This is a genomic window from Bacillus spizizenii TU-B-10 (assembly GCF_000227465.1).
GTDB lineage: Bacteria > Bacillota > Bacilli > Bacillales > Bacillaceae > Bacillus > Bacillus spizizenii.
Genome location: NC_016047.1, coordinates 3,994,095 through 4,015,156 on the forward strand (window position 1 = coordinate 3,994,095; position 21,062 = coordinate 4,015,156).

The window sequence follows — 21,062 nt, forward strand, 5'->3', positions numbered from 1 at the left end:
TCATTTCAAAATATAAATTTTATTATTGTGAAAATAGTTAAAAAGGTTGATTTTCAAAAAGTGAAAGGATAAAATACTGCTATCATCTTAGAAAAAAGACATTCTTGTATATGATCAGTAATATGGTCTGATTGTTTCTACCTAGTAACCGTAAAAAACTAGACTACAAGAAAGTTTGAATAAATTTGAACGAGTTGAAAAGGACAAGTTCTTTTCTGTTTGCTCTTATTTTTCACACTTTCTGCACTTCCAGAATTTGTGAAGGATAGGGGCTTTTTTTGTTTCCATAATAAACCTCATAGGAGTTGCTATCATGTACTTTTTATTAAACCTTGTCGGTCTCATTGTGATTATGGCAGTTGTATTCCTATGTTCTCCGCAGAAAAAGAAAATCAAGTGGCGCCCGATCATTACGTTAATTGTTCTGGAATTGCTGATTACTTGGTTTATGCTGGGAACAAAAGTCGGGAGCTGGGCCATCGGTAAAATTGGTGATTTCTTCACTTGGCTGATTGCTTGCGCCAGTGACGGTATCGCGTTTGCCTTCCCGTCAGTCATGGCGAATGAAACAGTAGACTTTTTCTTTAGTGCACTTCTTCCAATTATCTTTATCGTCACATTCTTTGATATTTTAACATATTTCGGCATTTTGCCTTGGCTGATTGATAAAATCGGATGGGTGATTTCAAAGGCTTCCCGCTTGCCGAAATTAGAAAGCTTTTTCTCTATTCAAATGATGTTCCTGGGAAATACTGAAGCACTTGCGGTCATCCGCCAGCAGCTTACGGTACTAAATAACAACCGCCTGCTTACATTCGGCTTAATGAGCATGAGCAGCATCAGCGGCTCCATTATTGGATCTTACCTGTCAATGGTGCCGGCGACATACGTGTTTACAGCGATTCCGTTGAACTGCTTAAACGCGCTGATTATCGCAAACCTGCTGAACCCTGTTCATGTGCCGGAGGATGAAGATATCATCTATACACCGCCTAAAGAAGAGAAGAAAGACTTTTTCTCTACGATTTCTAACAGTATGCTTGTCGGCATGAACATGGTTATCGTTATTTTGGCAATGGTGATCGGATATGTAGCATTAACGTCTGCAGTCAATGGCATTCTTGGCGTTTTCGTACACGGCCTGACCATCCAGACGATTTTCGCTTATCTCTTCAGTCCTTTCGCTTTCCTGCTTGGGCTGCCAGTACATGATGCAATGTATGTTGCTCAACTGATGGGCATGAAATTGGCAACGAACGAGTTTGTTGCGATGCTTGACTTGAAAAACAATCTCAAATCACTTCCGCCTCACACAGTTGCGGTGGCGACGACATTCCTGACGTCATTTGCCAACTTCAGTACAGTCGGCATGATTTACGGAACGTACAACTCGATCCTTGACGGCGAAAAGTCAACGGTCATCGGGAAAAACGTGTGGAAATTGCTTGTCAGCGGAATTGCGGTATCTTTACTGAGTGCTGCGATTGTCGGCCTGTTTGTATGGTAGAAACATTGAGCCATATCCCTTTGCGGATATGGCTCTTTTGATTATTGATAAATAGAGGAAGGCACCTGCACATCCCGGATTCCGGCTGCATATGGTCCTAAGTCATACTGGCCGAAGACGATGGCGATTCCGTTTTTCGTAAAGTAAAACGTTGTGTCTTGATTAAGGGTAATATCCTCTTTCTTTACATCAGGGAAAAACAGCTCATCGTGTTTTTTGATATAGCTATACAGATAATCTTGCGTTTTGCTGACTTTTGTTTTGGTATTCAGAATCTGGTTCAGTGTCACCCGCTTTTGTGTTTTCAAGTCATAGTTGAAGGACTGAACAGACGTTAAACCATGGGCGCCGCCTGAATATATATAATTGAGTGTTTGAATGCTGAGCTTGCCCGCCGCATTGTATTTGACGCTGAAGGATGTTTGGTATTCCGCTTTGAATCCCTGCTGTTCGCCTGCTTTTTTGTTTTTCAGGTATTCCTGATATGATTGTTCAATGTAGGCTTTCAGCTCTTGATTGATTTTCTTTTCAAACGCGGCATTCCCGATGTGATGCACCTGAGGATACTTTAGCTCCTTGATCTTTTTGTACGTATGGCTGCTGACAGTCGGTGTTTTCGCTTGAACCGCTTTTAAAGATGGGGCCGCATATGCCAATACAGAAAAAAGCAAAACAGCAATCCCCGCGGCTTTCAGCATGTGATTCCATTTCATACGATCTCCTCCTTTGATGTCGTTGCTTATCATTCCCTCTTTTAAGCAATACACACTTTTATAGACTGATAAAATCAAAAGAAGTTTCTAGGTCTAACAGCTCGATTTCCCCAATAAAAAAAGAGACAACACATGTCTCCTTTTATTGTTTACGCTCAGCAATGGCTTCGTGAACCGCTTGGGCCAAATCTATATTTCCAAACATTTCTAATACCGCAATGACGGCTTGGTCCGGAATGTGCTCTGATTCGTGTTTCGGCACGACCAGTTCGTCCATGGTTTTTTTCAAGCTTTCATTGAGCTTTTGCTGCGGATACGCTTTGGCGTACAGCTCCAGCGGATCAAGATCATGGTTCACGCACCATTGGGCAAACACCAAAATCATCATATTTTCATCGCGTTCGTAAGCTTCAGCGAGCTGTTTTTCGTTCATCTGTCATGCTCCTTATGAAAAGTATCTTCCTTTAAGATACAGGAGCGGATCAAATTCGTCTATCCCAATGGCGGTGAGCGGCGACCGCCTCAATAAACGCCTTGCTGAAGGCGGTGTAGTCAGCTTCATCTTTAGCAGTCACGATGCCCGAGCCTTCTGTTGTCCCGACAGAGGATTGAAGAAGATCAATTCCTTCATTTGCCGCACCGATCGCCTTATAGTGATTATAGGCTTCTCTGATAAATGACATCGCTTGTTTGTTGTCTTTTAACTCTGGTCCTCCTGCGGCATAGACGGAATCATACAGAACTGAATCAGCCGTCAGGAACGTGCCGCTGGCCTCAAGCTGCTGTCCGGTGCCGCTTGTGATGTACCCCAGCGTTTGGCTGATGATATCTGCTGTGATCCCTTCATGCTTTAAGGCGTTCAGCACTGTTTGCAGCTCTTCTTCATGAAATCCGTTTCCGGCGAGAACGGCGACTTTTCTCGTTGACGCTGTTTTCACAGTGCGGGCCTGGCTTAACGCAGGTGAGGTAAGAATTTCTTTTGATGCTTTTCGTTTCGCCGGCGGCGCCACACCTACTCCATTGGCGATTTCTTCCGCTAAGCCTGTATCGACATTGCTGAAGACGTCAACAACCTGCCGCTGCACGTCCTTGCTTTTGACCTTTCCGACCTCGAAGCAGAAAGCAGAGATGATATGCTGTTTTTCGACAGGAGACATGCTGTTCCAGAAAAGCTTCGCCTGTGAGTAATAATCGTTGAAGCTGTCGCTCCGCTGGCGGATTTTTTTGCCCTCGACTTTCTCCTGATAGTGGACGTAGCCGCCTTCTTCAGCTGGCGCAGGCGACGGGTCATTGTTTTGCAGAGAGTTTTTATGATAAGCGACCGGCCCCTTATTAATCGTCATCCGGTGATAGCCGTCGTATTGGTTGTTATGGAATGGACATACCGGCCGGTTAATCGGAATCTCATGGAAGTTCGGGCCGCCAAGACGGATGAGCTGTGTGTCGGTATAAGAGAAAAGCCGTCCCTGCAATAGCGGATCATTTGTAAAATCGATGCCTGGCACAACATTTCCCGGGTGGAATGCGACTTGCTCTGTTTCCGCAAATACATTATCCTGGTTGCGGTTCAGCGTCATTTTCCCAATGACTTTCACCGGTACAAGCTCTTCCGGCCATAGCTTGGTTGGGTCAAGAATATCAAAATCAAATTTGAATTCGTCTTCTTCATCAATCATCTGCACGCCGAGCTCATATTCAACCGTGCCGCCGTTTTCAATCGTTTCCCACAAGTCGCGGCGGTGGAAATCGGGATCTTTCCCGGCAATTTTCTGCGCTTCATCCCATACAAGAGAATGCACGCCGAGCACAGGCTTCCAGTGGAATTTCACGAAACGTGCCTTTCCTTGTTCATTGACAAAACGGAACGTGTGAACGCCGAAACCTTCCATCATTCTGTAGCTGCGAGGGATGCCTCTGTCAGACATCGTCCACATCACCATATGTGCCGACTCAGGGTTATTGGCGACAAAATCCCAAAACGTATCATGAGCAGTCGCGGCTTGGGGCATTTCATTATGAGGTTCAGGCTTAAACGCGTGAACCAGATCCGGAAATTTGATCGCATCCTGAATGAAAAACACTGGGATATTATTTCCCACAAGATCATAGTTTCCTTCTTCAGTATAAAATTTTGTCGCAAAGCCTCTGGCATCCCGCACCGTGTCTGCGGAGCCTTTAGAACCCGCGACTGTAGAAAACCGGACAAATACCGGCGTCTTCACCGAAGGGTCCTGAAGAAATTTGGCCCGTGTATACTCGGTCATCGGTTCGTAGACCTGAAAAAAACCATGCACGCCATACCCTCGCGCATGCACAACACGCTCCGGAATCCTCTCATGGTCAAAGTGCGTCATTTTCTCCCGGAAGTGAAAATCCTCCATCAGCGTCGGGCCCCGGACCCCGGCCTTTAACGAGTGCTCATCCTCTGACACCCGCACGCCTTGGTTTGTCGTCATTTTCTTCCCGCTGTTATCGGCCCTGTACTGCTCAAGCTGCTCGTCCTTTGCGTGTTCATTTACACGTTTGTTTTGATCATCATTCATGTCTGCTCCCCCTTTTCAAACGAAACATTCTACAGCACATTTACCCGTGGCATCCTTCATATAAACTGCTAATCCGCTCAATAGGATTTTAGGTCTACATATACATATGTGGTCATACATATTTGAAATAAGCCTTCTTTTCAGAAAGAAAAAGTGGAAGCGCTTACCAAAAAAATATGCTATTGAATGGGGGAGGTCATATCGTGCTTGCCATACTCGGTTTTGTGATGATTATTGTCTTCATGTACCTTATTATGTCTAACCGGCTTTCCGCTCTTATTGCTTTAATTGTCGTTCCTGTTGTGTTTGCCCTGATCAGCGGATTTGGCAAAGATCTCGGCGAGATGATGATTCAGGGCGTTACAGACCTCGCTCCTACCGGTATCATGCTGTTATTCGCCATCCTGTATTTCGGCATTATGATTGACTCAGGTTTGTTTGATCCTCTCATCGCAAAAATTTTATCACTTGTCAAAGGAGATCCGTTAAAAATCGCCGTCGGCACAGCGGTTCTGACGATGACCATTTCGCTGGACGGAGATGGGACAACAACCTATATGATTACCATTGCGGCGATGCTGCCTCTGTACAAACGGCTCGGCATGAACCGTTTAGTGCTAGCGGGAATTGCGATGCTCGGTTCCGGGGTCATGAACATTATACCGTGGGGCGGACCGACGGCGAGGGTTTTGGCTTCCTTAAAATTGGACATGTCGGAGGTCTTCACGCCGCTGATTCCCGCTATGGTCGCCGGCATTCTCTGGGTGATCGCCGTTGCTTATTTCCTTGGAAAAAAAGAGCGGAAGCGTCTCGGCGTCATTTCGATTGAACACGCACCGTCCTCTGATCCGGAGGCAGCGCCGCTCAAGCGTCCCGCCCTCCAATGGTTTAATCTGCTGCTGACTGTTGCTCTGATGGCCGCTCTGATCACCAGCCTGCTGCCGCTCCCTGTTCTTTTTATGACCGCATTCGCCATCGCCTTGATGGTCAACTATCCAAATGTCAAAGAGCAGCAGAAACGGATATCGGCACATGCAGGAAATGCGTTAAACGTTGTCTCAATGGTGTTTGCTGCAGGCATATTCACAGGCATTCTCTCCGGCACAAAAATGGTGGATGCGATGGCGCATTCTCTCGTTTCACTTATCCCTGATGCCATGGGCCCGCACCTGCCATTGATCACCGCCATCGTCAGCATGCCATTCACCTTTTTCATGTCAAATGACGCCTTTTACTTTGGTGTCCTGCCCATCATCGCCGAAGCCGCATCCGCTTACGGAATAGATGCCGCTGAAATCGGAAGGGCCTCCCTGCTGGGACAGCCAGTGCATCTTCTAAGTCCGCTTGTGCCTTCCACCTATCTATTGGTTGGAATGGCAGGCGTCAGCTTTGGCGATCATCAAAAATTCACCATCAAATGGGCAGTGGGGACAACGATTGTGATGACGATTGCGGCGCTTTTGATTGGGATTATTTCGTTTTAATGAGAAGAGGATTTCCGCTGGCGGAAATCCTTTCGTTCTGTATAATCCGAAAACCCAAGATCATACTATGGAAAAATCAACACAAAAAGGTGATTGCATGAATTTTGCTTGGGAAGCACTCATTTTAATTATATCCGGCATTATATTGCTCAGAATTTCTGGCAGAAAATCGATCTCTCAAATGACGTTAGCACAAACTGTGGTGATGATTTCAATTGGAACGATTATTGTCCAGCCGATTATAGAGACAAGTTTATGGAAAACCCTTGTGGCAGCCAGTATTTTTACTGTGGCGCTAATACTCATGGAATGGTTCCAGATAAAAGCCAATTGGATGGAAAAGTTCATAACAGGCAAAGCAAAGTTAGTCATTGAAGATGGCAAACTCAATATAGAAAATATGAAAAAATTGAGGCTGACAGTTGATCAGCTTGAAATGCGAATGAGGCTTCACGGAATCTCCAGCATAAAGGACGTTAAGAATGCAACGATTGAGGCAAACGGCCAATTAGGATATGAATTACGTGATGACAAGAAGCCGCTAACCATGGGTGATTTTAAGAAAATGATGAATGTTCCTGATGCAAATACAATGAATCGGCCTGAACCTGATAAGCAAGATAACATTTTTGAAGAGTTAAAAAACTCTAGTCATTCCGCTAGCCAATTAAAATAAGGCTATTTCATTGTAATGAAATAGCCTAAGTGAATTCTTATTGAATATACGAAATGACCGGCAAGCTTTCAACGCCTGATGCATAGTAGTAATTTAAAACACTGAAAAAGTCGATTGCTTTGCCGGTTTTTACATCAACGATTAAAATGTGATCACCATAGTTTTGATCATCTGCATCAAGTCTTCTAGGTGTTTTTTTGCCTAATGTATCAAGAAAAGAGTCATCGTAACCTACCCCTGATTGATACGCTGATACATGATGCATAAACAGCGTTCCTGTATCTAAGTAAACCATCACTGCCGCATTTGAGCTCGCATAACTTGAACGATAAGTTACAGGATCAGAAACATTTTTCACCTTCACATCGGAAATAGAATGGGTGCGCTGATTATACCCGCCGCCATACGAAAAATAATATTTTCTTTCCCAGCTTAATGAAGATGTTTTTGTGCTGGTATTGTACAACAATGTTCCGTTTGCATAGACAGAACCATCTGCGTACTCAGCAACAAAGGCTTGCAAATTAGAGGTGATCGACTTCACACTTGTGTAATTTGAAGGGTTTTTGGCATTTAACTGAATGTTGTATGAATCTCCCAGCGTTCCTTCAGAATAGACCCGAATCATATAATCGCCGGCCGGAAGCTCTTTTAAAAGCACTAAGTTCCCCGCATCCATTGTAATATTAGTCGGCTGTGCTTCACCCGTATCCCAATTGACAACATACAGTTTTAAATAGTACTGACTGTTGCCAGACAAAATCCGTGTGATCAGAGTTCGATTTGACGAAGTGCTGAAGAAATACATATCGTCAGGGTTATTATCGTTAAGTACAGATGAAGTATCGAATACTTGGTCTTCGGAGTTGTACATGGAAGTTGTTTTAAAAACATTCTCATTGACAGGCTTCTTCACTTTTATTGTTTCTGCTTTTTTATCCTTTTTAAGGCTCCCTGCATCTGCTTGCTTTAAAGAAACATCCTCCATTTCCTTATGGTTTTTCAATGTTTCCTGCTGTTTCGTGATTGCTTTCTCTTTTGGCACATTTTGCGCTGCAGCAGCATTTGAATTCAGACAAAAGCTAAAGGCCACAATCAAGACAACACACAATAGGGGTAATGAAAATATTTTTTTGTTCTTCATATACAAACTCCTTCCAGGTTTTATACTGTACATATCGGCAGGAAACTCCAGCCAGTTTACATTTATGACTCAATGTTCATAATTTGTATATATTTAACTACTCATTCGAAATTTCACCATTTGAAGCAATCAGCTCTTTATACCAATAAAAGCTTTTCTTCCGGATACGGCACAGATCCTTCAGATCAAATTCATCACGGTTGACGTAAATGAAGCCGTAGCGTTTCGAGCAGCCTTGGTGTGTAGAAATCAAGTCAATGGCTGACCATGGGGAGTAGCCGAACACATCGACGCCGTCTGTGATGGCCCACTGAATTTGTTCGATGTGCTGTTTTAAATAATCAATGCGGTAATCGTCATTGACCGTATCGTTTTCTTCTAGTTGATCGAAGGCGCCAAGCCCGTTTTCTGTGATGATCAGTGGCAGCTGGTAACGGTCATAGATTTCTCTTAGCGTGGAGCGGAAACCGACCGGATCAATCTCCCAGCCGAAGTCATTTTTCTTCAAATGCGGGTTGCTGCTTCCGCGGTAGACGCCAGCTTCTCCCGTTTTCAAATGCTGGTCACCTCCGCGCGCCACTTCGTCCGATCCGTCGCCTTGGCTCGCTGCCGCTGTTTGAGAGGTATAGTAGTTAAAGGCGATAAAATCAGGTTTCGCGGATTGCAGAATCTCCATGTCACCATCTTCAATAACTGGCGTATAGCCTTTTTCTTTCATATAAGCCCACGCCGTCGTATTGTAGCGCCCATGAACTGCCATGTCTAAATAGAGCCAGTTCCGAATCGCATTATAGTTAAAAGCCGCCACAATATCCTCCGGTTTAGAAGACGCCGGGTAGATGAGCGCGATATTCGGAGCAGGGCCGATTTTTGCGCCCGGCAGCATGTCGTGGCAGAGGTTCATGGCTTTTGCCTGCGCCACCAGCATGTGGTGGTTTTGCTGATACAGCTCTTTTTTCGGATTTTTAAGATTCGGATCAAGTGTACCTAAAGCGCTTCCGTGAAGGATCATCATGTTTTGTTCGTTGATGGTCAGCCAGTACTTCACGCGGTCGCCGAAGTGCTCAAACAACACTTTGGAATACCGTTCAAACGCATCTATTGTGGCTCTTTGCGACCAGCCGCCTTTTTTCTGCAGAGCATTCGGCAGATCAAAGTGATACATCGTGACGATCGGCTCAATCTTATATTTGAGCAACTCATCAATCAGATTGCTGTAAAACTCAATTCCCTTTTGATTGATGTCTCCGTCGCCATCAGGAATAATCCGCGTCCATGCGATAGAAAACCGGTACGCTTTAAAGCCCATTTCAGCAAACAAGGCAACGTCTTCTTTATAGCGATGGTAATGGTCGCTGGCGACTTTAAAATCAGTCGTTCCCTCAGGATAGCTGTCACGTGCGTCAATCACTGACGGGCCTTTTCCGTCTTCGTTCCACGCGCCTTCAACTTGATAGGCAGAAGTCGATGCCCCCCACAAAAAATTCTCCGGAAATGCTGCAAGTGTTTTATAGTTCATCGTCTGTTCCTCCAATGGTTTTAGATTAAAGAAAAGATTCTTTCTTCTATTTTGACTTGCTTTTGATCTGTTTGAATGACGTCGGTATATTGATCTGCGTTTGTGATGACGATCGGTGTGTTCATATCAAACCCCGCCTTTAGTAAGTCATCCAGGTCAAATTCAGCAAGCAAATCACCTTGTTTGACTGCTTGCCCTTGCACTACTTTAGGATAAAAGTGTTTTCCTTCCAGCTTCACCGTATCAAATCCGAGGTGAATGAGGATTTCCGTTTCCTGATCGGTGACCATGCCGAATGCATGGCCCGTCGGAAAAACGGTTGATATCACGCCATCAGCTGGTGCAACGAGTCTGCCTTTCTCCGGAAAAATCGCTATTCCCTTTCCAAGTGTCTCAGATGCAAACACTTTATCCTTCACTTCTGTTAGCGGAACCACTTTTCCTTCTAACGGACTGCTGATCTCTTCACGCCGGACTGAGGGTACAGGTGGTTCTGCTTTTATTTCTATTTGTTCCGCGGGATCTTCAAACCCGACAATGTACGTTAAGATGATTGATAGAATAAAAGATACCGAGATTCCCAAGATAAAACCGGCAAAGCCCTGTCCGTAGAAAATCGGGATCGTCAATAGACCGGGTGCGCCAGAAGCGATGGCCACGCTGTGAGCCTGTCCGATAATCGCCCCGCCAACAGCAGCACTAATGACACCGCATACAAAAGGTTTTTTCAGCCTGAGCGTCACGCCGTAAACGGCTGGTTCTGTGATGCCAAAAATCCCTGTGACAGCGGCGGAACCGGCAAGCGCCTTTAATTTTTTGTTTTTCGTTTTCAGCATGACACCCACAGCAGCTCCTGTTTGTGCAAACACGGCTGCCGCTGTTGCCGGTTTGATCGAATCCTGCCCATTGACCGCAATGTTATTTAAAATGACCGGCACAATCCCCCAGTGGATGCCGAAGATGACAAGAATCTGCCAGAGTGCCGCGATCACGGCGCCGGCCAGCATCGGGTTAAAGCTGAAGATTGCCAGAATCGCAGACGCAATGGCATTTCCCGCGTTTACACCAAGCGGGCCGAATACAATTAATGTGAGCGGCACAATGGTTACCAGACAAATCAGCGGGGTGATGAAGGTTTTCACACTGTCATGAATCACCCGGTTCAAATACTTCTCAACGTAACTCATCACAAAAATCGCCAGAATGATCGGGATCACAGTTGACGTATAGTTCATTAACACGACTGGAATGCCGAAAAAGTCCGTTTCTGTATTACCATTCTTCAACTCAATGATCGTTGGATAGATAAGCGCACCCGCAACTGTGACAGAAACAAATAGATTCGCGCCAAATTTCCGGGCAGCAGTAATGGCCAGCAAGAGCGGAAGAAAGTAAAACAGGCTGTCCGCAGCGGCATACAGTATCGTATAAGTGGTTTCCTCTGTTTTGAGCCAGCCGGCATTTGTACATATCATCAGCAGGCCCTTTAAAATTCCCGCTCCCGCCATCACGCCAAGTAAAGGTGTAAAAATGCTCGATACGATATCAACAAGCCGTCCGAACAGATTCCCTTTTTGGGCAGACCGTTCAGCTTGGTCATCATTCAGCAGATTAGACATTCTCCCAATCTCTTGATATACCTCTGAAACGTGATTGCCGATCACGACTTGAAACTGCCCGCCGCTTTCCACTACAGTTACGACATCATCCAAAGCTTCGATTTTATCTTTATCCGCTTTCGACCGATCGTTCAGCGTAAAACGCAGGCGTGTCGCACAATGTACTAGAGAACGCACATTTTCTTCCCCGCCGACCAGCTGTAAAATCTCTTTTGCCGCTGCTTGAACCCCCATTTTCCTCTCATCCCTTCTGCTAAAAAATAAAAAACCTAAACTACCCCTATCGCAATAGGAACAAGTAGTTTAGGTTTTGCCTGCCTGACCAGTAACAATCCTATGAAACGCCATCATTCGGTTTTTTCTGCGAAACGCCATCATCACCATCCCTCTGAAAAAAATAAAAACCTAAATTACCATCAGCACAGACAGAGATCATCTGCACTCATTGTAATTTAGGTTTTGCCTGCTTATCAGTAACAATCCTAACATCATCATATATGAATGTAAGAAAAAATTAACACAAGGAAATGAAAATGTCAACGCTTTCATTATGTTTGTTTGACGACCCTTTCTATGTGAATCGTTAAATACAGCAGCTCGTCACTGGTGAGCTTGTGTTCATACTCCTGCTCAATATAAGTTTGGATTTTCTTCGTGCATACATACGCGCGATGATACTTTTCTTTCACCGTCTCCAGCAAAAAATCGTCCTGGCTTTCCATATGTGTGCCGTTAAATAGACGCTGCGCGAAAAACTTTAAGTGGGTGACGAACCGATAATAGTGAAGCGATTCTTCGTTGAATTCAATTTTAAAATGGTATTTTACAATACTCAAAATCTCTTGCATGACTTTTGTAATGTTGATGATATTAGGCATCTCTTCGTTCAGCTCGGCATTTACGATATGCAGGGCAATAAAGCCTGCTTCATCCTCCGGCAGAGACACGCCAGTTTTGTTTTTCACCATCTCCAGCGCTTCTTTGCCGATCGCAAACTCATCTTTGTACAGCCGCTTTGTTTCCCACAGCAAGGCGTTTTTGATATCAAGCCCCTTCTGATTGCGCTGGATGGCAAAGTTAATATGGTCGGTCAGCGATACATAGATGCTGTCGTTGAGCTTTTTGCCGAGCTGTAATTTCGCATAGCTGATAATCTCTTCGGATACTTCCATACACTCGATCGGTATATCATACAAAAGGGTTTTGAATTTTTCTGATACATCCTTGTTATCGAGCGTGAACACCTTCTCAATGCGGTCTTCATCGACATCATCGCCGGTCTTTTTCTGGAACGCGAGCCCCCTGCCCATGATGACCAATTCTTTTCCCTGTTCATTGACCACGCTGATCACATTATTGTTGATCACCTTCGCAATTTTCATGACATGTCCCTCCAATCAACTAAGAACAGACTACACCTTGATTGTACATTCTTTTTGTACTAGGTCAATATCATCAGGGAAAGACGGGAACAGGTTAATACAATTCACTCAGCATCGGCTGCCCGGGCTGTTTTTGAAGCATTGTCTCCAGATGGCGTTCAAATGATGCCTTGTCAGCCCCCTGCTTCTTGACAATGCTGTTCATGATTTTGACGCTTTCGGCGCTGTATTGCGTATATTGTTTTTTCAGCTGATCCAGCTGCTGTCTTGTCTTCTTCGCGTTTTTCGGTGTGACTTGGCTGATAAGTTTGATCATGCTTTCTGTGACCTCAAAAAAAGCGGTTCTATTCTCTTTCAGCTGTTGCATTTCGTTGTGGCTCATTTCTTGATTGTGGGTTTTTTGGAGCAAAGCAACTGCCTCGTTGTTTTGCTTTTTGAGCTGTTTATTTTCAAATTGAATCGATTCAAGGTTCTCCTTCGCAATGTCTGCTTCTCCTTCAGTCATGCTGCTCCGAACGAAGTATTCAGGATTGCCGATTCCATAATCAAATGCTTCGCTTACACGTATCATGGAACTGAATACAATGGCCAGCTGCATATCGTTTGGGAGTGTCTGGAAGTCCTGCTTATTCTTATTGCTCATCGGTTTGACTGTGGTATGTTTTACTGTCTCTTGATCACGATCTGCAAACGTCTGAGCCTCATCTTCACTTTCGCATGCGCTCATCACAAAAACTGTGACCAGCAGGCTTATACACAAGCCTATTCGCCTCATGCTCAGTCTCCTCTCCGCTGCACCTCTTCTGGAAAATACGGCAAAATATAGTTAAATGGTACCAGATACACCTATTCCCATCAATAAACCAAAAGTATGATTTGAAGCACAAAAACATAAATATTTTGTAAAAATTGACGTTCATTCCATTCTTTTCAGGCCCATTTCTCGTACAATAGAAGTATCGTTACCGGAGGAGGGCGCTGATGATGAAACGTTTTACGAAACAAGAAAACAGCTGGGTTTTATATGACTGGGCAAATTCTGCTTACTCGATTGTCGTAACCACCGCGGTATTTCCGTTATTTTATAAATCAGCGGTTGCGGAAAGCGGTATCGGCGCCGCTCAATCGACTGCCTATTTAGGCTATACCATTGCGATTTCAACGTTTATCCTTGCCATGCTCGGGCCGATTTTAGGCACGATCGCCGACTATGAAGGGTGCAAAAAACGGTTCTTTGGTTTCTTTGTGTCAGCCGGTGTCGCCAGCACCGCGATCCTTGCCTTTATCCCGAGTGAACATTGGCTGCTTTTATTGCTGTTTTATACCATATCGGCTATCGGTTTTTCCGGCGCCAACGTGTTTTATGATGCCTTTCTCGTTGACGTCACTTCAGAAAAACGGATGAATATCATCTCTGCACGGGGTTTTGGCTTAGGGTACATTGGAAGCACGATTCCATTTATCATCAGCATTGCTGCCATCCTGCTTGCACAGGCTGAAACGATTCCGATGTCTGTATCGGCCGCAAGCCAGCTGTCCTTTTTCATAACGGCTGCCTGGTGGGGGCTGTTTACCATCCCGATGCTGAAACATGTCCATCAGCGCTATTACATCAAAAGAGAACCTCATATCGTCATCAACAGCTTCAAACGGCTCGGCCAAACGGTGAAACGGATTAGGCAGTACCGGGCGCTGTTCCTCTTTTTGCTTGCTTATTTCTTTTATATCGACGGAGTTGGCACTATTATTACAATGTCGACATCCTATGGATCTGATTTAGGGATCAGCCCCACAAGCCTCCTGATCATCCTGTTTGTCACCCAGGTCGTCGCCGCGCCGTTTTCCATTGTATACGGAAAACTGGCAGAACGCTTTACGGGAAAAACAATGCTGTACGTTGGGATCGTTATTTATATGATTGTCTGCGTGTACGCCTATTTTCTGGAGACAACGCTTGATTTCTGGATACTGGCCATGCTTGTCGCCACCTCGCAGGGCGGCATTCAAGCCCTCAGCCGTTCTTATTTCGCGAAGCTCGTGCCAAAACGCCACGCCAATGAATTCTTCGGCTTCTACAACATTTTCGGGAAATTCGCTTCGATTATGGGACCGCTGCTCATCGCCGTTACCGCCCAGCTGACCGGGAAATCCTCGACTGCAGTGTTCAGCCTGATTGTTCTTTTTATAATCGGCATTGTGATTCTCGCGTTCGTTCCGGAGGAAAACCGTGCCGATGTCAGTAAACACCAAAATGACCTGCCCCTTTAACTGGAGCAGGTCATTCATCATTTATTCGCTTTATTCACCTTCAGCTTTTTCCCTTTGACGGTTGTATTCTTCATCACTTTGAGAACATGAGGGCCCTTTCCGTTTAAAATCTCCACGTAAGAGGCGTTATCCATGATCGTGATAATGCCGATGTCATCAGCTGACACACCGTCAATTTTGGCAATCGTTCCTACAAAATCAATGGCTCTGATTTTCTTTTTCTTTCCGCCGTTAAAATACAGCTTCATAATGTCTTTATTCAGCTCTTCGCTTTTGTCCTTTTTGAATTCCGGACGGTCATTCAATTTAGATAGAAAATCAGGTTTCTTCTTGGCCACTTCTTCTTGAGAAGGGGCTTCTATTTTTTGAATCTCAAACCCGATATATTCTTCAATGTCGGCTAAAAACCGTTTTTCGAAGGCCGTGACAAACGAAATGGCCTTTCCTTTGTTCCCTGCGCGCCCTGTCCGGCCCGTGCGGTGAACATAGCTTTCCTTTTCAAGCGGCAGATCATAGTTAATGACGAGGGAGATATTTTCAATATCAATCCCGCGCGCGGCGACATCTGTCGCGACGAGGTACCGGTACTCGCCCCGTTTAAATTCATTCATAACGTCGAACCGGTCTTCCTGAATCATTCCGCCGTGAATTTTATCGCATGGATATCCTAAGTCATCCAATTCATCGGTCAGCTGATTGACATGCTCTTTCGTCCGGCAGAAAATGATGGAGCTGTCGGGATTCTCCGTCATCAGTACATCTTTCAGCAAAGAAAACTTATTCTCTTCTCTTACCTGAATCACCGCATGATCAATATTCCTTGTGGTTAGGCCGGCCGCTTTGATTTCGATATGCTCCGGGTTTTGCATATATTGACGGCTCAATTTCTCAATATCCTCCGGCAGCGTCGCCGAAAACAGCATCGTCGTGCGCTCAGTCGGCAGATGCTTGATTATCGCCTCTACTTGCTCGATGAAGCCCATATTCAGCATCTCATCGGCTTCATCAATGACCAAATAGGAGAGACGGTCTAACGGCAGAGTGCCCTTTTCGATATGATCCAGTACACGTCCCGGCGTGCCGACAACAATGTGGCTTTTTTGTTTAAGTTCAGCCTTTTGTTTGTCAAAGGATGATTTTCCAAACACAGCTGTCGCTTTGATTCGTTTAAATCGTCCGATGTTCGTGATATCCTCTTTTACTTGTACGGCAAGCTCACGGGTCGGTGTTAAAATAAGCGCCTGCGGCTTGTTTTCATCCCAATCCGCCAGCTCACAGAGAGGAATCCCAAACGAAGCCGTTTTCCCGCTTCCCGTCTGTGATTTGACAACAAGATCTTTTCGTTCAAGGGCGGCGGGGATCACGCTCTGCTGCACCTTGGTCGGTTCTGTATATCCCAGTCCTTCTAATGCTCGTAAAATGTCATGACTGATTTGATAGTTTTTAAAATGACTCATGTATAAACTCCTGTCTCTTGCAGATGTTCTCATTATACTCTAATTGGCGAAGGCATATGTGTTTTGTCGAAAAATGACGTATTAAAAGCCATCGATTCCCAGGCGTTTTAACTCCTGAACAGCTAGTCGCGCCAGTGCGTCGGCTCCCGCGCGGTTTGGATGCAGCGTATCTCCGTCCATATATAATGCGAGCGTTTTTTCCGGGCCGATTGATGTAAAGTAAGCCGAGCTGAGAACATTTAAGTCAATGAGGTGTGTTTTTTCCTCTTCGGCCAAAGCCAAAATAGAAGCCCTGTACCATCGGTTTACAGACGAATGGATGCCTTCAGAAGTAAAATCTGTCGCCCGTCCCTGGGGTGTTGAAAGAATGACTTCCGCACCCTTTGCTTTCACCTGGTGGATCATATCACGCATAATCTCCTTAAACTCCGCTTCCGATTCATTATGCTTCGGGTTTGTGTCATTAATGCCAAGCTGCAACATAAAATAATCCCCCGGCTTAATATACTTCAAGATCGCCTCCAGCTGTCCATCATTTCGAAACCCTCTCGCAATCTGCCCGCCGGACGCCATGTTTCTCACTTGGAAGGTGTGTTTGTCGATATAGTGAGGCAGCATCTGCCCCCAGCCCGCCTGCTTGCTGCTGTTGAGCGGATAATAATTGCACACCGTCGAATCGCCGCCGACATAAATGGTTCGATTCGTCACAGGCTGATCAGACAATTTCTTGATTTTCAAAGCGCTGAGCGTAAAAGCGGTGCCTGCCTTCCCCTCTGTCACCAGCAGATTCAGCTGCCCGTCGGTGACAGGAATTTGGAACGTATCCTCCGCACCGTCCCCCGTCATATTGATGACCTGAAACACACCCTCCGCCGCCACACTGGCCCTTGCCGTATTGCCAAGCGTCACCTTTACCTCATAAAGGCCGTTCGGAAGATCCACATGAAACGTGTTGTCGCTTTTCGTCCCATACGCCAAAAACTGAACCGCATCACTCTTCACACCAGTCCCGGATGCCGCCACATCCTTCATATTCTCCGGCGTCTGAAAACCGTAGCCCTTTGACGGGTCATAACGCTCAGACGCCCTGACACCAATGTAACCAGGCTCAACTGAACCGCTCCCAAAGTCAAACTGATACACCTTCGGCTCCGCCGCCTTCACACTCTCAATCCCGCCGAAACATAATATCAACATCATCACAAAAACCGCAGCCATCCATTTTCTCATCAAGACTCCTCCTCTATGAAAACGTATACATTAATGCATACTCGGTGATTGTTTCTTTATGATGACTGAATGCAGAAAAAAATGGCGTTGACAAACAGAAAGGAAGATTTTATTATATCAATAGTTGATATATCATTTATTGATATAGGAAATGAGGTGACCACTTGCCAAAGCAACGTCCGCAGGAAATGGATCAGCTTACCGATCCAGCCTATTATATTGTCTTAACATTGCTGGAACCAAAACACGGATATTCGATCATGCAAGAGATTGAAGACATGACCGATGACTCCTTCACGATCGGCCCGGCTACCTTATATACATTGTTAAAGAAATTACTGCAAGAAGAGATCATTGAGCTTGTCAACAATGACAACCCGCGCCGCAAAGTGTACCAAACCACACGAAGCGGCCAAGAATTACTGAAAAAAGAAATTCATCGCAGAAAATGGATGGCTGAACACGGAGAACGCGCTTTTCAACAATTGAAAGGGGACTAGTCATGAAACAGAAAAATATATGATGTCTGAAGGATTGGCGTTTTCAGAGGAAAAGGATATGAAGAGACTAAGTGATATGGCCAGCAAAGGCTGGGTGCTCGATTCATTTGCGTTTATGGGGTATAAACTTAGAAAAGCTGAACCGCGGAATTTGATTTACAGCTTAGACTATCGTGCCGTCAATGATGACAGCATGGATGAATACCTTGACATATTCGAAAATGCTGGATGGGAGCATGTTTGTTCTGAATACACCACACATATCTTTGTCGCTGCACCCGGAACGAAGCCGATTTACTCCGACCGTTCAACCATGATTGATAAATACAAACAAAGTGAATATACCCTTCGCTATATCACATTGTTTATGCTCTGTCTTACTGCGGCTTTCACTGTCATCAGGAGTATGCTTTTTTCTGCTGAAGCTACCGTACTTCATAACACCATACACATCCTTTTTATCTTTCTCATCGCCATTACTATTCCGGCTTCCCTCACTTACGCAGCCGCTGTCTTCAGAATTTGGCGAGTCAAACGCAGAAACCCCAACCTTGAGTGAAGGCTGGGGTTTTGCTTTTTAATAAAGAGAAGCGAATGTATAATTAATCGTTTTTTTAGTTCCTGTATTACTGAATTTAAATCTGTATTTTGTTTTATAGCTCTTAGATGCTTTACTGTAGCTCAAGTTGGTATAACCCTTTTTCTTTGCATAAAAAGTTTTAATGGTTTTCCATCCTTTACTTGTCTTCTGTTGCATCTCGGCTTTTATATTCCCGCTTCCAGATCCGTTTGCATTAATGCTTGCATTCGTTCCTTGACCTGAATAAAAAATCTGAAATGTAGGTGAGTACGTATAGTTTTTGAATGAGCCTGAATGGTAATGGGTAGTCCAAATACTGCCTCTTTTCACCCAATCTTTTGCTTGTGCTTTGTTATCAGCAAGATCAATAGCTGTAAAGCTTGTCAAGGCGATAACAAAAGATGCGAATGTCATGATCAATTTCTTTTTCATTATGCAATTCCTCCTACTCTATTGTAGTTCTTTATTCATCTTTAATTATGATAATTGTGATCAAAAAAAGATGCATCCTTCTAAAATACTAAATTATGACGATAAAAGATGCATTTCCCATATACAGTGACTATAGACTCATTTCTTTAGGTTCATTTCTCAAAGTGATATACGCTATGGGGAATCTGTATCGAAAGTACATTTGGAAATAAAATAAAAGCAGCTGTTGAAAACAGCTGCTTTTATCATTTCGATATTCTTTTCATCAGGCCTATATTTGAGAATTCTCAGCAACCACATCCGCCTTCCCACGCCTCCTGACAAGCGTCAAAGCCATGCCCGCAAAGATCATTACGATGCCTAGTGTTTGATAGAGGTCTGGGCGGAAACCCGTAAAGACGGTATCGAGTACGATTGCGACAGCCGAGTCGAGGAAGACAATAATTGAAATAAATTTTGTTGATAAGAATCGCAAACTGTCAAAAAACAGCAAATAGACAATACCAGTATGGATGATACCGGTAGATACCACCATGATCCAGTTCCTCGGAGATTGTTTCTTTACGATGGCTGAAGGCAGAAAAAAATTGCGTTGAAGAATAAAAATGAGGTGGGGGGTCTCAAGCAAAAAGGGGAAAATCAGTGTGACTTCTTGTCACACTTGATCACATCCCATCCTCCACAATAGAAACTCATTTGGTTTTCTTGATCATACACATAATAGCGAAGCCTTTCCCATTGATCGTCAGTCGGTAAAATCTCAAATTCAACCCATTCGATGGATTCAAGGTCATCCAGCTTCGATGCACTGATGTCATCAAACCGCAAATGAATGTCACAGGTTTGAGCTGAGAGTTTTAATTCAAACACAGGAATATGAATATAACGATCATCTTCTTTCATATAGAAAGAAAACTCTTTTAATGTATATGGACCCGTATCCGCATCAGAAAGATGCTTTTTCAATTTCTCGTATTGTGTAATATTCAAATGGATTCCTCCTATTTGTATGTTCCATCTAAATTTCTCACTTTCACTGCTTACCAAATTTGATGAGTCTACTTGTTGAGCATCCCCTTTTATAAGCTTTGATTATTTAACAGAAAAAGCTTATTATTATGATCAATTCCTGCAACCTTATCTTTATAGGAAGCTACTTGTGTAAAACATAGACTTTCTCCATTGTTTTCATTTGAAATTTTTTGTTCTACATAATTTTGCATGTCATTCGTCTTGAATACTTTTTCAATATTGTAAGAGTCATCATCACGACTGAAAAGATAAATAGATGATCCATTTTTGATGCATGAACTACACTCTATTCCAACCTCAACTCTTTCTAATGTTTCTCCAAGTAAATTCAATTTTTGTAAATAATCTTCACCCATCGATCTGTAATACAAATAGATGGCATCCTCACTTACAAAAGTAGAAAAATATTGGTCAATCACATAAGAACTAACACCGTGGAAATACAATTCATATTTTCCATTTTTCAAAACGAATTTATTAATCCCTCTCGTGCTTATTTCCTGATCAACGCATGAAAATATACCCGTTTCATCATAGCCGACCCATAAATTCTTATTTTGATCTATTATCATTGAATTAATGTATCGCCCCGCATAAAAAGATTGATGGAATCCTTCAATCGGATTCCACAAATATATATTGGGTTCAACGTCTCTAACACTATCCTCGTACTCTTTATCAATTAAAAACAAGAATGAATCATCAACTTTTTGTACATTTATGACTTGTTCGTTTGTTTGTATGCTAAAGCTATTTAAGAATCGTCCATCAGTGTTACAGTAGAGAACAATATGATTTATATATTTAGCACCATAATCGATTTCCTTTTTAGTCAATACAATTATTTCTGATTCAGTCATCGATAGTAATACTGTATCTTCCTCATTTACTTCGACATTCAAATCTCTAAATTTTAGTTCATGCATAGATGACATCCTTTCTATTTTTAAAAAGGAAGAAAGAATCATCCCTCTTC

Annotated in this window: 18 protein-coding genes, 2 pseudogenes and 1 riboswitch; of the genes and pseudogenes, 6 read left to right on the plus strand and 14 right to left on the minus strand. The window is 43.9% G+C overall.

Annotated features, from left to right (window positions below; genetic code table 11):
- Nucleotides 1–84 precede the first annotated feature (84 nt).
- Nucleotides 85–186: riboswitch (purine riboswitch) on the plus strand.
- Nucleotides 187–313: 127 nt separating this feature from the next.
- Nucleotides 314–1,507, plus strand: coding sequence for a NupC/NupG family nucleoside CNT transporter (nupG, locus tag GYO_RS42060; RefSeq protein ID WP_014115704.1), 1,194 nt, complete (start codon nucleotides 314–316; stop codon nucleotides 1,505–1,507).
- Between the two features lie 41 nt (nucleotides 1,508–1,548).
- Here the strand turns inward: nupG and GYO_RS42065 are convergent, their stop codons facing one another.
- From GYO_RS42065 to GYO_RS42075, 3 genes are all read right to left on the minus strand, one after another.
- Complete coding sequence (locus GYO_RS42065) at nucleotides 1,549–2,220, minus strand: DUF3298 and DUF4163 domain-containing protein (RefSeq protein ID WP_014115705.1); 672 nt, start codon at nucleotides 2,218–2,220, stop codon at nucleotides 1,549–1,551.
- 142 nt (nucleotides 2,221–2,362) lie between these two features.
- Nucleotides 2,363–2,653: a protein YxiS gene (gene yxiS, locus GYO_RS42070; RefSeq protein WP_014115706.1), complete on the minus strand. Its 291-nt coding sequence runs from the start codon at nucleotides 2,651–2,653 to the stop codon at nucleotides 2,363–2,365.
- Between the two features lie 49 nt (nucleotides 2,654–2,702).
- Nucleotides 2,703–4,763, minus strand: coding sequence for a catalase (locus tag GYO_RS42075; RefSeq protein WP_014115707.1), 2,061 nt, complete (start codon nucleotides 4,761–4,763; stop codon nucleotides 2,703–2,705).
- A 203-nt stretch (nucleotides 4,764–4,966) separates the two neighbouring features.
- Here GYO_RS42075 and citH point away from each other — a divergent pair, with 203 nt between their 5' ends.
- Complete coding sequence (gene citH, locus GYO_RS42080) at nucleotides 4,967–6,247, plus strand: citrate transporter CitH (RefSeq protein ID WP_014115708.1); 1,281 nt, start codon at nucleotides 4,967–4,969, stop codon at nucleotides 6,245–6,247.
- 97 nt (nucleotides 6,248–6,344) lie between these two features.
- Nucleotides 6,345–6,923 carry a DUF421 domain-containing protein gene (locus GYO_RS42085; RefSeq protein WP_041521211.1) on the plus strand — a complete coding sequence of 193 codons (579 nt, stop codon included), beginning with the start codon at nucleotides 6,345–6,347 and terminating at the stop codon, nucleotides 6,921–6,923.
- A gap of 37 nt (nucleotides 6,924–6,960) precedes the next feature.
- Here GYO_RS42085 and GYO_RS42090 read toward each other — a convergent pair whose 3' ends face one another.
- The 5 genes from GYO_RS42090 to GYO_RS42110 form a co-directional block, all read right to left on the minus strand.
- Nucleotides 6,961–8,067 (minus strand): hypothetical protein, encoded by a 1,107-nt coding sequence (locus GYO_RS42090; RefSeq protein ID WP_014115710.1) that lies wholly within the window; start codon nucleotides 8,065–8,067, stop codon nucleotides 6,961–6,963.
- Nucleotides 8,068–8,164: 97 nt separating this feature from the next.
- Nucleotides 8,165–9,586, minus strand: coding sequence for a glycoside hydrolase family 1 protein (locus GYO_RS42095; protein ID WP_014115711.1), 1,422 nt, complete (start codon nucleotides 9,584–9,586; stop codon nucleotides 8,165–8,167).
- A gap of 20 nt (nucleotides 9,587–9,606) precedes the next feature.
- Nucleotides 9,607–11,439 carry a beta-glucoside-specific PTS transporter subunit IIABC gene (locus tag GYO_RS42100; protein WP_014115712.1) on the minus strand — a complete coding sequence of 611 codons (1,833 nt, stop codon included), beginning with the start codon at nucleotides 11,437–11,439 and terminating at the stop codon, nucleotides 9,607–9,609.
- Nucleotides 11,440–11,753: 314 nt separating this feature from the next.
- Nucleotides 11,754–12,587, minus strand: a complete 834-nt coding sequence (gene licT, locus GYO_RS42105) for a BglG family transcription antiterminator LicT (RefSeq protein ID WP_014115714.1) — start codon at nucleotides 12,585–12,587, stop codon at nucleotides 11,754–11,756.
- Nucleotides 12,588–12,681: 94 nt separating this feature from the next.
- Complete coding sequence (locus tag GYO_RS42110) at nucleotides 12,682–13,362, minus strand: hypothetical protein (protein ID WP_014115715.1); 681 nt, start codon at nucleotides 13,360–13,362, stop codon at nucleotides 12,682–12,684.
- Between the two features lie 206 nt (nucleotides 13,363–13,568).
- Between GYO_RS42110 and GYO_RS42115 the strand changes: the two genes are divergently transcribed.
- Complete coding sequence (locus tag GYO_RS42115; RefSeq protein ID WP_014115717.1) at nucleotides 13,569–14,855, plus strand: MFS transporter; 1,287 nt, start codon at nucleotides 13,569–13,571, stop codon at nucleotides 14,853–14,855.
- Nucleotides 14,856–14,872: 17 nt separating this feature from the next.
- On the opposite strand, the gene dbpA is transcribed toward GYO_RS42115, so the two are convergent.
- Together dbpA and GYO_RS42125 are read right to left on the minus strand one after the other, a co-directional pair.
- Nucleotides 14,873–16,312 carry an ATP-dependent RNA helicase DbpA gene (gene dbpA, locus GYO_RS42120; protein WP_014115718.1) on the minus strand — a complete coding sequence of 480 codons (1,440 nt, stop codon included), beginning with the start codon at nucleotides 16,310–16,312 and terminating at the stop codon, nucleotides 14,873–14,875.
- An 81-nt stretch (nucleotides 16,313–16,393) separates the two neighbouring features.
- Nucleotides 16,394–17,542: a rhamnogalacturonan acetylesterase gene (locus GYO_RS42125; RefSeq protein WP_014115719.1), complete on the minus strand. Its 1,149-nt coding sequence runs from the start codon at nucleotides 17,540–17,542 to the stop codon at nucleotides 16,394–16,396.
- Between the two features lie 164 nt (nucleotides 17,543–17,706).
- On the opposite strand from GYO_RS42125, the gene GYO_RS42130 reads away from it, so the two are divergent.
- Nucleotides 17,707–18,042 carry a PadR family transcriptional regulator gene (locus GYO_RS42130; protein WP_014115720.1) on the plus strand — a complete coding sequence of 112 codons (336 nt, stop codon included), beginning with the start codon at nucleotides 17,707–17,709 and terminating at the stop codon, nucleotides 18,040–18,042.
- A gap of 58 nt (nucleotides 18,043–18,100) precedes the next feature.
- Nucleotides 18,101–18,601, plus strand: coding sequence for a DUF2812 domain-containing protein (locus GYO_RS42135; protein ID WP_238528865.1), 501 nt, complete (start codon nucleotides 18,101–18,103; stop codon nucleotides 18,599–18,601).
- A gap of 18 nt (nucleotides 18,602–18,619) precedes the next feature.
- Here GYO_RS42135 and GYO_RS42140 read toward each other — a convergent pair whose 3' ends face one another.
- The 4 genes and pseudogenes from GYO_RS42140 to wapI form a co-directional block, all read right to left on the minus strand.
- Nucleotides 18,620–19,054: a hypothetical protein gene (locus GYO_RS42140; RefSeq protein ID WP_014115722.1), complete on the minus strand. Its 435-nt coding sequence runs from the start codon at nucleotides 19,052–19,054 to the stop codon at nucleotides 18,620–18,622.
- Nucleotides 19,055–19,325: 271 nt separating this feature from the next.
- Nucleotides 19,326–19,607, minus strand: a pseudogene (locus GYO_RS42145) (EamA family transporter); the annotation flags it as partial.
- A gap of 308 nt (nucleotides 19,608–19,915) precedes the next feature.
- Nucleotides 19,916–20,044 (minus strand): annotated as a pseudogene (locus GYO_RS44205) (hypothetical protein); the annotation flags it as partial.
- A gap of 89 nt (nucleotides 20,045–20,133) precedes the next feature.
- Complete coding sequence (gene wapI, locus GYO_RS42155) at nucleotides 20,134–21,054, minus strand: immunity protein WapI (RefSeq protein ID WP_014115726.1); 921 nt, start codon at nucleotides 21,052–21,054, stop codon at nucleotides 20,134–20,136.
- Between the last annotated feature and the right edge of the window lie 8 nt (nucleotides 21,055–21,062).

Excerpts from the sequence above, each read along its gene's own strand:
- nupG (WP_014115704.1), top strand. The coding sequence starts at position 314 with ATGTACTTTTTATTAAACCTTGTCGGTCTCATTGTGATTATGGCAGTT.
- GYO_RS42065 (WP_014115705.1), bottom strand. The coding sequence starts at position 2,220 with ATGAAATGGAATCACATGCTGAAAGCCGCGGGGATTGCTGTTTTGCTT.
- yxiS (WP_014115706.1), bottom strand. The coding sequence starts at position 2,653 with ATGAACGAAAAACAGCTCGCTGAAGCTTACGAACGCGATGAAAATATG.
- GYO_RS42075 (WP_014115707.1), bottom strand. The coding sequence starts at position 4,763 with ATGAATGATGATCAAAACAAACGTGTAAATGAACACGCAAAGGACGAG.
- GYO_RS42085 (WP_041521211.1), top strand. The coding sequence starts at position 6,345 with ATGAATTTTGCTTGGGAAGCACTCATTTTAATTATATCCGGCATTATA.
- GYO_RS42090 (WP_014115710.1), bottom strand. The coding sequence starts at position 8,067 with ATGAAGAACAAAAAAATATTTTCATTACCCCTATTGTGTGTTGTCTTG.
- GYO_RS42095 (WP_014115711.1), bottom strand. The coding sequence starts at position 9,586 with ATGAACTATAAAACACTTGCAGCATTTCCGGAGAATTTTTTGTGGGGG.
- GYO_RS42100 (WP_014115712.1), bottom strand. The coding sequence starts at position 11,439 with ATGGGGGTTCAAGCAGCGGCAAAAGAGATTTTACAGCTGGTCGGCGGG.
- licT (WP_014115714.1), bottom strand. The coding sequence starts at position 12,587 with ATGAAAATTGCGAAGGTGATCAACAATAATGTGATCAGCGTGGTCAAT.
- GYO_RS42110 (WP_014115715.1), bottom strand. The coding sequence starts at position 13,362 with ATGAGGCGAATAGGCTTGTGTATAAGCCTGCTGGTCACAGTTTTTGTG.
- GYO_RS42115 (WP_014115717.1), top strand. The coding sequence starts at position 13,569 with ATGATGAAACGTTTTACGAAACAAGAAAACAGCTGGGTTTTATATGAC.
- dbpA (WP_014115718.1), bottom strand. The coding sequence starts at position 16,312 with ATGAGTCATTTTAAAAACTATCAAATCAGTCATGACATTTTACGAGCA.
- GYO_RS42125 (WP_014115719.1), bottom strand. The coding sequence starts at position 17,542 with ATGAGAAAATGGATGGCTGCGGTTTTTGTGATGATGTTGATATTATGT.
- GYO_RS42135 (WP_238528865.1), top strand. The coding sequence starts at position 18,101 with ATGAAGAGACTAAGTGATATGGCCAGCAAAGGCTGGGTGCTCGATTCA.
- GYO_RS42140 (WP_014115722.1), bottom strand. The coding sequence starts at position 19,054 with ATGAAAAAGAAATTGATCATGACATTCGCATCTTTTGTTATCGCCTTG.
- wapI (WP_014115726.1), bottom strand. The coding sequence starts at position 21,054 with ATGATTCTTTCTTCCTTTTTAAAAATAGAAAGGATGTCATCTATGCAT.